This window comes from Kitasatospora sp. NPDC056273 (assembly GCF_042268845.1).
Taxonomy (GTDB): domain Bacteria; phylum Actinomycetota; class Actinomycetes; order Streptomycetales; family Streptomycetaceae; genus Kitasatospora.
Window position 1 is genome coordinate 56296 of the sequence record NZ_JBHJSJ010000054.1, and the last position, 7020, is coordinate 63315.

A 7020-nucleotide genomic window follows, 5' to 3' on the forward strand; every position below is an offset into this window, starting at 1 on the left:
GACGCGGGTGTGCGCCCCCGAGGGGAGAGCGGACACAGCGGTGTCGTACCCCAGCTCAGCGACCTTCCCCCCGGGCGGGATCATAGAGGGTGGGTACGAACGGCCGCGCCGGGTGTTCCGGCGCGGCCGTGGGCGGGTCGGCTCGTTCACCCCCCGTAGGGCGTCGACACCTCGTACCTCATGACACCTCGTGGGGCGTTGACACCTGGTGGTTCGTCACACCTCGAAGGGCGTGATCGTCTGCTCGGCGCGCCCGTCGAAGACCTGCGCGGTCACCGGGTCGCCGCTGCCCCCGGAGGTGCTGGAAGTCATGGCCCAGCCGGCGGAGTTCACCACGGCCTCGTTCATCACGTCGTACGTCCACTGCTGGGCGGCCGAGCCGTCACACGCGGCGGGTGTGATCTGACCGCCGACGGAGGACGGCGCGGCCAGGCATTCGTTGCCCTCGGCGCTGCGCATGCTGCCGTCGCGGGCGAAGACGAACAGCTGGTTGCCGTTGGGCGATTCGGCGCAGCCGTAGGTGATCACGCCGGTGGCGCCGCCGCGGTCCAGACAGGCGCCGTTGGTGAAGCGCAGGGGCCAGCGGGCGGACTGGCCGAGACCGGTCTCGGTGATCAGCGTCCCGTCGTCCTGCTTCTGCTGCCGGACCATGTCCTGACAGGTGCCGCTGGTCGACGTTCCCGTGTTCGCGGCGGTGAGGGTGCCGCCGTTGCCGGTCATCTTGCCCCACCGGTTCTCGGCGTACGCGTTGTCGTCGCACACGTACCGGGAGTCGTTCCAGTCGAAGTACTCCACCCAGCTGCTCCAACTGTGCTGGATCTTCGAGGAGTTCGGCAGCAGGGCCTCGCCCAGGACGAAGCTGGTGCCGGCGGTCTCGTCGCTCACGGTGACCTTCGCCCAGTGGGTCACGGGGTCGATCTCCACGTGGAAGGCGTAGGTGTCCCCGGTGACGGGACGGCCGTGGTTGACGGTGGTGTTGGAGCACTGCAGGTGCTGGCCCTCACCCTCGTTGTTCCAGCAGTGCGAGCCCTCGGTCCCGTCCTTGAACTGGAGGTCCTTGTCGGCCCAGGTCGACCAGAGGAACTGTCCGCTGTTCTGCTTGCCGAGCTGGAAGCCGGTGTAGGAGAGGTTCCCGTCGAAGTTGAACTGGTGCGCCCAGTACACGTCGCCGTCTCCCGGGCTGGTGACCACGGTGTTGCGGAAGTCGACGTCCGTCACGGTGTCGGTGGTGTTGAAGGTCCAGTCCGAATAGGCGCCGGGCGTCTGACCGGTGGCCGTGATACCGGCGGCCGCCGGCAGGGCGGACGGCGTCGGAACGGCCTCGGCCGTCACGGCTCCGGTCCAGATCCCGGAGAGGGAGAGGAGGGCGGCGACGGTCGCCGGCCAGGCGGACGGGCGGGTTCGAGGACGGGCTGGGAATGACACGTGGGGCTCCTTGGGAGAATCGGGAGAAATCGGGCGGTCGAGCATCCACAAGATTTCTCCGGCCGGAGGCGCGCGGCAATCGGAAGCGCTACGGAGCGTGACGGATTTCCTGCCGGATCCGCCCGAACGCCCTGGTCAGCGGGACGGTCCTGCGGGAGGTCCGGGCAGGGGCGGGCGGCGCGTGGGACGACCAACCGGACGCATCCGGCGACCGCCGTCCGGAGCATGGCCGGGCGGCGCCATGACGGTCAGTTGGGATCGTTTTCGGTCAGGTCCGTCGATGTATCGATCTGGATCTATCAGCGACCTGATCACCGCCGCTAAGGTGCGGCGCATCCCCGCTGTTACACCCTCCCCGCGCCGCACCGACGGCGGGGAGACGACCGATCGGAACGGTGTCGCCGTGACCACGATCCTCCGCAAGCTGATGACCCGTACGGGGAGGGCGGCCGCCACGGTCGCCGTGCTCGCGGCCGCCCTCACCGGCACGACGGCGGCCGGCACGGCCTCCGCGGCCTCCTCAGCCTCGGCGGCCGCCGCAGCCGGCGGCTGGAGCTGTTCCGGGGCGCCCGTCCCGGCCGGCTACGTCATCACCATGTACAACGCCGGCGGCTGCAACAACCACGGCTCGTGGTACCAGCGGCCCGCGCAGGACCGCCTCTGGACCTGCTCCGGCTCGCCGATCGTCTCCGGCTACGTGCTGACCAACTACGACTCCCGGGGGTGCAGCGGCGTCGGCGCCTGGTACCACGAGCTGGTCCGCAACGGCGTCTGGACCTGCCCGTACTCGCCGATCCCGGCCGGGTACCGCAGCACCACCTACGACGCGCGCGGCTGCAGCGGCCTCGGCGCCTGGCTCACCGTGAAGATCTGAGCACCGGGAACCGCAGGACGGGACGGCGGTGGGCGACGGCGCGCGCCGAGCACGGGGGCGAACCCGCGCGCCCGCCCGGCCGCCGTCCCCTCAGAACCGCAGGTCCATCCGCTGCTCGACCGCGTCGACGCCGAACTTGCGGGCCGGGCGGGAGACGGTGAGCTCGAACCCGGCCGTCGCGTAGAGGTGGTGGGCGGCGCCGAGTCCCTCGACCGTCCAGAGCAGCACGCCCTCGTACGCACGGGCCCGGGCCTCGTCCAGGGCCGTCTCCAGCATCCGGCGGCCCAGCCCCCGGCCCCGGGCGTCCGGGTCGAGGATCACCCACCGCAGCTGGCCCCAGCCGGGGCGCTCCTCCGCCCGGACGAGACCGGTGGCGCCGACCACCCGGCCGTCGATCTCGGCGACCCACAGGCGGCCGGGTGCCGCGCCGCCCTCACGGGCCCGGGCCAGCACCAACTCGGCCATCCCGGCGGCGACATAGGCCTCCATGGTCGCGTCCATGCCGTACTCGCGGGAGTAGAGGACGCCGTGCAGGGCGGCGACGGCGCCCAGGTCTCCGGGCCGGAGGGCCTCGCGGATGGTCGCGGCTCCGGGTGCGCTGGCGGCCATGCGGCATCCCCTTTCACTGAAACACTCGTTTCAGTGAAACGATAGAGCACGTGTCCGCTCCCACCAACGCGCCCTCCCACCCGTCGCCCCGTCCGTCATCCCCTCGGCGCGCGTCGGCCCGGCAGCCGTCCCCGCGCCGCGAGGATCTCCTCGCGGCGACCGTCCGCTACGTCGCCGAGCACAACGTGTCCGACCTCTCCCTCCGCCCCCTGGCGGCCGGGATCGGCTCCAGCCCGCGCGTGCTGCTGTACCTGTTCGGGTCGAAGGAGCAGCTGGTCCGGGAGGTCCTGACGGTCGGACGGGCCGAGCAACTGGCGCTGCTGGAACGGTCCGAGGCCGAGGGCGGCAGCGCCCGCGAGACCCTCGACCTGCTCTGGGAGTGGCTGACGCAGCCCGAACACCGAGGGGCGCTGCGGCTGTTCTTCGAGGGGTACGTCCGCGCCTTCGGCCGGCGCGGGCCGTGGCCGGACTTCGGCACCGCCTCGCTGGAGGAGTGGCTGCCACCGCTGGAACGCGTCCTCGACGGCACCCGGGCGAATCCCACCGTGGTGCTCGCCGTCCTCCGCGGCCTGCTGCTGGACCTGCTCGCCGGGGTCGGCGACGAGTCCGACAGCTCCGACGGGTCCCACGCCCGGCGCGTCCACGCCGCCTGGCACGCCTTCCTCGACGCCGCCCTCGCCTGAGCCCCGGCCCGGGCGACGGATCCCGTCGGCCGGCAGATGTCGCGCACCGGCGGATGCCGCGGTCCCGACGGCCGCACCTCCGGCCGGGTCCGTCCCCTGCGCGGACCCGACCGGCAGCCCATGCGGCGCGTACGGGACAGGCGCGTACGCCTGTCCCGTGCCGTGGGGATCGAGCCTAGGCAGGGGCGCTTACCGATCGCTTACCAATCACTGACGGCTGCGGCCCGCGACCGGCACGGCCCCGGCTGCGGCAACGGCAACGGCCCCGGCCCCGGCCCCGGCCCCGGCCGCTACCGGACGTCGCTCAGCTCCCGCGCCTCCGTGAGCACCCGCGCGGCCGACTCCGGCAGCCCGGCCGCCTCGTAGGCCCGGCCGAGCGCCCGGAGCGCCTCCGCGAGGAAGGAGCGCCAGCCGCGGGCGCGCCACACCAGCACGGACTCCTCCAGGTGGGCGACGGCCGAGGCGCGGTCCCCCGCCGCCAGGTCCAGCTCCCCGAGGATGCCGAGGGCCTGGGCGAGGTGGTGCCCCAGGTCGAAGCGGCGGGCGATGGCCAGCGCGGCCTCGGCCATCTCCCGGGCGCGGCCGTCGCCGGTGGCCGCGTACAGCGTGGCCAGGTACAGCAGCGAGAACGCCTCCACGTAGCGGTCCTTGAGCGAGCGGGCCATGGCGAGCGAGCGCAGGAGCAGCTCGCCGCCCCGCTCCACCTGGCCGGCCCGGCCGTGGGCGGCTCCCAGGAACTGGATCGCGGTCGCCTCGAAGCGGGTGTTGCCGATCAGCCGCGCCAGCCGCAGCGTCTCGGTGAGGTGCTCGATCGTGCGGTCGAGGTCCGTCTCCCCGTGGGCGATGGCGATGATCTGGTGCGCCCGGGCCTCGCCGCCCGGGTGGTCGTGGGCGGTGGCGAGGTCCAGGGCACGGTGGCCGGCGTCCAGGGCCTCCTGCGCGCGGCCCTGGGCGACCAGGCTCCAGGCCGTCAGGACGAGGGCGTCGGCGGCCCCGCGCTCCTCCCCGACCTCCTCGAACAGGCGCCGCAGGTGCCGCGCCCGCTCCTCCAGGGCGACCATCGTCTGGGCGCCGTCCGCCAGGTCGACGGCCGTGCCGGAGCCGTCGGCCGGGGTGGTCCAGGTCGTCACCTCGATCAGGCCGCGGGTGAGCACGGCGGTGCCCAGGCCGTCACCGGCCGACCGGCAGGCCTGGAGGACGGCCAGGTGGGTGGTGCGCCACTCGTCGTACAGGCCGCGCACGTCGCAGTACTTCTCCTGGCAGGCGGCGAGGTCCCAGGCCACCGGCACCATGCGCAGCGCGGCGGCCTGCCGGGCGCTCGCGTCCAGGGCCGGCTGCTCGGCGTCGAACCAGGCCATCGGGTCGTCCAGCAGCGCCGCCGCGACGCCGGACGGCATCGGGTGGCGCGGCGCGGTGCCGTGGATCGGCGCGAAGCACGGCCCGGGCACCTGATCGGCCGCCTGCTCGGCCAGCCAGAGCCAGGCGCCGAAGGCCCGTCCGAGCGCGGCGGTGCGGGCGGCCGGCTCGTCCGCGGCCTCGGCGTGCTCGCGCGCGTACAGCCGGACGAGGTCGTGGAAACGGTAGCGCAGGTGCGGCTCCGTGCCGGTCTCCTGGAGGAGCTGGGCGTCGATCAGCTCCTCCAGCTGGCGCTCGGCCCGCTCCGGTGGGATGCCCGCCACCGCCGCCGCGACCCACGGCGCGAAGTCGGGCGCGTCGAGCAGTCCGAGCAGCCGGAACGTCCGGCGGGTCGGCTCAGGAAGCCGGGCGTAGCCGACGGCGAAGCCGGCCCGTACGGCCAGGTTCCCCGCGGCCAGTTCGTCGAGCCGGCGCCGTTCGTCGCGCAGCAGGTGCGCGAGCCGGGCCAGGGTCCAGCGCGGCCGGGCGGCCAGCCGGGCCCCGGCGATGCGGACGGCCAGCGGCATGCCGCCGCACAGCTCGACGATCTGGGCGGCGGCCACCGGCTCGGCGGCGACCCGGCGGTCCCCGAGGATGCGGCGCAGCAGCGTCCGGGCGTGGGGCGCGTCGAGTTCATGCAGGTCGACGAGGTGCGAGCCGGGCAGCGCCGTGAGCGCGGCGCGGCTGGTGACCAGGACGGCCGGGCGGTCCGGCCCGTGCCCGGCCGGGTCCGCCGGGGTGCCCGGGAGCAGCGGGCCGATCTGCTGCTCCCCGGCGGCGTTGTCGAGCAGGACGAGCGTGCGGCGGCCGGCCAGCAGCGTGCGGTACAGCGCGGAACGCTCCTCCAGGGAGGCCGGGATCTCCCGGGGGTCCGCGCCCAGGGCGCGCAGGAAGGCGGCGAGGACGCCGGCCGGGTCTGCGGGCGTCTCGTCGGCCCCGCGCAGGTCCGCGTACAGCCGGCCGTCCGGGTAGTCGACGGCGGCGCGGTGGGCGCTGTGGACGGCCAGCGCCGTCTTGCCGATGCCGCCCATCCCGGCGATCACCGGCACCCGACCGGCCGCCAGGGCGTCCAGGACGAGCCGCACCTGCTCGTCACGACCGGTGAAGTCCGGGATGTCACGCGGAAGTTGGGAGGGCATACGGGACCGCCCCGGAACGGCGCGGGCGTCCTCCCGGTCGTGCGCCAGCAGCGCCAGGAAGACGCCCTGCACCTGCTCGCCCGGCTCGATCCCCAGCTCCTCGGACAGCCGCCGGCGCAACGCCTGGAAGCGGCGCAACGCCTCCGCCGCCCGCCCGTCCGCCGCCAGCAGCTCCAACAGGGCGGCCTGCACCGGCTCGTCGTACGGGTACTCCTCGGCGAGCGCCGTCAGCGCGGGAACGGCCGCCCGGGCCGCCCCGTCGGCCTGCGCCGCCCGGGCCAGGGCCAGGACCGTGGCACGCACCTCGTCCTCCACGGCGGCCACCAGCGGGTCCTCCCGGTTCACCCGCTCCAGCCCGGCCAGCACCGGCCCGCGCCGCAACCCGATCGCCCCGGCCACGTCCCCGTCGGCGGCGAACCCGCGGAACCGCCCGAGGTCCACCGCGCCCGGCCCGGTCACCAGCCGGTACCCCTGCGCATCCGACTCCAGCACCACCGACTCGTCCCCGAACCCGCCGAGCCAGCCGCGCAGCCGCGACATCCCGGTGTGCACCGCACCCCGGCCCACCCGGTCCGCCTGCCCCGCCCACACCAGCTCCAGCAGCCGCCCCACCGACAGCCGCTCCCCCTCCGCCAGCAGCAGGACCCCCAACAGTCCCCGCAACACCGCGGCCCGCGGCAACACCTGCGGCACGGAGTCCACGGCGACCGCCAGGGGCCCCAACAGCCCGAACGTCATCTTCATCCGCTGCATCCGCTTCAGTCCCTCAGAGCCCACGACCGCCCTCGGCCCGCCCACGACCCTAGTACTGCAACGACACTTCGACATGCCCTCTTCGCTTGTAGTGGCTGGCGCGTGCCCGGGCTTGGGATTTTCTGCGCCAGTGGGACCAGGT

The 7020-nt window shown here is 74.4% G+C and carries 5 protein-coding genes; 2 read left to right on the forward strand and 3 right to left on the reverse strand.

Translation table 11 applies throughout. The features are described 5' to 3' along the window. Window positions 1-216: 216 nt before the first annotated feature. Window positions 217-1425, reverse strand: coding sequence for an RICIN domain-containing protein (locus ACFCY1_RS33510; protein WP_375877021.1), 1209 nt, complete (start codon window positions 1423-1425; stop codon window positions 217-219). Window positions 1426-1828: 403 nt separating this feature from the next. Here ACFCY1_RS33510 and ACFCY1_RS33515 point away from each other — a divergent pair, with 403 nt between their 5' ends. After that, window positions 1829-2299 carry a hypothetical protein gene (locus tag ACFCY1_RS33515; RefSeq protein WP_375877022.1) on the forward strand — a complete coding sequence of 157 codons (471 nt, stop codon included), beginning with the start codon at window positions 1829-1831 and terminating at the stop codon, window positions 2297-2299. A 90-nt stretch (window positions 2300-2389) separates the two neighbouring features. On the opposite strand, the gene ACFCY1_RS33520 is transcribed toward ACFCY1_RS33515, so the two are convergent. Continuing rightward, the gene (locus tag ACFCY1_RS33520; RefSeq protein ID WP_375877023.1) at window positions 2390-2908 is read right to left on the reverse strand and encodes a GNAT family N-acetyltransferase; all 519 of its coding nucleotides are present in this window, start codon (window positions 2906-2908) and stop codon (window positions 2390-2392) included. Between the two features lie 50 nt (window positions 2909-2958). Here ACFCY1_RS33520 and ACFCY1_RS33525 point away from each other — a divergent pair, with 50 nt between their 5' ends. Continuing rightward, window positions 2959-3591, forward strand: a complete 633-nt coding sequence (locus tag ACFCY1_RS33525; protein ID WP_375877024.1) for a TetR/AcrR family transcriptional regulator — start codon at window positions 2959-2961, stop codon at window positions 3589-3591. 290 nt (window positions 3592-3881) lie between these two features. On the opposite strand, the gene ACFCY1_RS33530 is transcribed toward ACFCY1_RS33525, so the two are convergent. Then, on the reverse strand, window positions 3882-6869 hold the full coding sequence (locus ACFCY1_RS33530; protein WP_375877025.1) for a BTAD domain-containing putative transcriptional regulator: 2988 nt from the start codon (window positions 6867-6869) through the stop codon (window positions 3882-3884). Window positions 6870-7020: the final 151 nt, after the last annotated feature.